The following is a 2,311-nucleotide window of genomic DNA, read 5'->3' as shown; positions in this document are numbered from 1 at the left end:
ATGAAATATATGAGGGTAGAGAATAGGTAATAGGTAATAGGGAATAGGAAAGAAAGGATAGATCCGGACGTAGTCTTTTTCAAAAATTAAATAGGAGTCCTATATAGAGTTGTTGTTTGTTGTCTCGTGTATTCCAGCATTTTTTATAGGGTTAATTCAATCATGATTAAAGTCATATACCTTCTGCTTTGTATACTTGGCTTCGTTCTACCTTACTCCCAATTTGTTCCATTTGTCTTAGAGCATGGTCTTGATGTAAAGCTGTTTTTTGAACAACTCTTTGCCAACAAAATTTCTGGTTTTTTTGGTATGGATGTTATTGTTTCATCGCTAGTTTTATGGACATTTGTATTTTGGGAGGGAACACGTCTTAAAATGCAAAATCTCTGGGTTTACATTGCCTGTAATCTTTTGGTTGGTGTGTCTTTAGGTCTTCCATTATTTTTGTTAATGCGAGAGCGCCAGCTTGAACAGCAAACTGAAACACTGAGTTATTAAGGGGTTTTTTCAATATGTTTTCCAAATTATTTCGCAAAACGCCGCTAGCATGGCGGCAGTTAATGAAGGAAAAAACCCGTCTGGCTGTTGCAGTCGCAGGTATTACTTTTGCCGATATGCTGATGTTTATTCAGTTGGGATTTGAAAGTGCCCTTTTTGATGCTGCTGTGAAACCTCATCGCAATTTACAGGCAGATTTGATTTTAATTAATCCCCAATTTCAAACTTTATTTTCGGTAAAAAACTTTTCTAGAGAACGACTGTATCAAGCATTAGGTTATGAAGGTGTTCAGTCAGTTAATTCTGTCTATATCAGCACCGGACAGTGGCGAAATCCCGAAACACGTCTTGAGCGTGCCATTTTGGTTTGGGGTGTTGATCCGGTACAACCCGCATTCAAATCGCCCGAAATTAACCAAAATCAGGATGATCTGAAACAGTTATACCAAGTTATTTTTGACCAGGCAGGTCGTCCAGAATACGGGGCGGTTGCTGATATCTTTAAGAAAACAGGCAAATTTGACACAGAATTAAATAGCAAAGCCGTTTTTGTTAAAGGCTTGTTTACTGATGGTGCTTCCTTTGCTGCCGATGGTAATGTGATCACCAGTGACTCTACCTTTCTCCAGCTATTCCCAGAACGTAAACCCGATCGCATCGAAGTTGGGTTAATTACGCTTCAACCAGATGTCGATGTAGAAAAAGTGCGATCGCAACTTGTGAATGGATTACCTAAAGATGTTAGAGTCTTGACTCCAGAAGAGTTTGCCAAAGTGGAGAGGACTTACTGGGAAGAAGGTACTGGCATTGGTTTTATTTTCGGTTTGGGTACAGCAGTCGGGTTTATCGTTGGTATCGTGATTGTTTACCAAATCCTTTATTCTGATGTTTCTGACCACCTGCCAGAATATGCCACCCTCAAAGCAATGGGATATACCGATAACTATCTCTTGGGAGTTTTAATTCAAGAAGCATTGTTATTAGCTATTTTAGGTTTTCTGCCTGGATTCTTCCTTTCTTTTGGGTTGTATCAAGTCACATACGCTGCGACAATGCTTCCTATTTTTATGAAAATGGAACGGGCGATCCAGGTTTGGATTTTGACCGTGATCATGTGTAGCGTTTCTGGTGCGATCGCAATGCGGAAATTACGATCTGCTGACCCTGCCGATGTTTTTTAGTTTTTTAGACGCGGTTTATCGTGTCTGTGGAGAAGAAGACGCGATGAATCGCGTCTCTACAAGAGACGTAATTATTTTTTTATACCCAATAACCGATAAAATATTATGTTGCAAAAATCTTTACCAGAAAATTCAAATTCAACACTTTCTACTTTAGAATCTGTAATTTCTGTTAGTAACCTCAACCATTACTTTGGTGAAGGTGGGCTTCGCAAACAAGTATTATTCGACATTAATTTAGAGATTAAGGCTGGGGAAATCGTGATTATGACTGGCCCCTCTGGATCGGGGAAAACCACCTTGTTAACCTTAATGGGTGGATTGCGTTCTGCCCAAGAAGGTAGCCTTAAAATCTTAGGAGAGGAAATTTGTGGTGCGAAAAAGCAGCAGTTAACTAAGCTGCGTCGCCAAATTGGCTATATTTTCCAGGCGCATAACTTGATGACTTTTTTGACAGCAAGAGAAAATGTGCGGATGTCCTTAGAGTTGCATGACGATTTTCTCAATCAGGATATTAACGCCAAAGCGATCGCTATTTTGGAAACTGTCGGGTTAGCTGATCGTGTAAATTATTACCCAGAGAAACTATCTGGAGGGCAAACACAACGAGTTGCGATCGCTCGTGCTTTAGT

The 2,311-nt window shown here is 39.9% G+C and carries 3 protein-coding genes; all 3 read left to right on the top strand.

Going from position 1 to position 2,311, the window contains the following annotated elements; all coding sequences use genetic code 11:
- Nucleotides 1-162: 162 nt before the first annotated feature.
- Entirely contained in the window at nt 163-498 is a 336-nt protein-coding gene (locus RRG12_RS43165) for a DUF2834 domain-containing protein (RefSeq protein ID WP_420761077.1), read from the top strand.
- A 14-nt stretch (nt 499-512) separates the two neighbouring features.
- Nucleotides 513-1,679 carry an ABC transporter permease DevC gene (gene devC, locus RRG12_RS43160; protein ID WP_420761078.1) on the top strand — a complete coding sequence of 389 codons (1,167 nt, stop codon included), beginning with the start codon at nt 513-515 and terminating at the stop codon, nt 1,677-1,679.
- Nucleotides 1,680-1,784: 105 nt separating this feature from the next.
- Nucleotides 1,785-2,311 (top strand): ATP-binding cassette domain-containing protein (locus tag RRG12_RS43155; RefSeq protein ID WP_420763288.1); only part of this gene is annotated, 527 nt, incomplete at its 3' end.

The organism is Nostoc sp. CALU 546 (assembly GCF_048836525.1).
This window is presented reverse-complemented; position numbering and strand designations above follow the sequence as displayed.

Coding starts and splice junctions, on each gene's coding strand:
- RRG12_RS43165 (WP_420761077.1), top strand. CDS start 163: ATGATTAAAGTCATATACCTTCTGCTTTGTATACTTGGCTTCGTTCTA.
- devC (WP_420761078.1), top strand. CDS start 513: ATGTTTTCCAAATTATTTCGCAAAACGCCGCTAGCATGGCGGCAGTTA.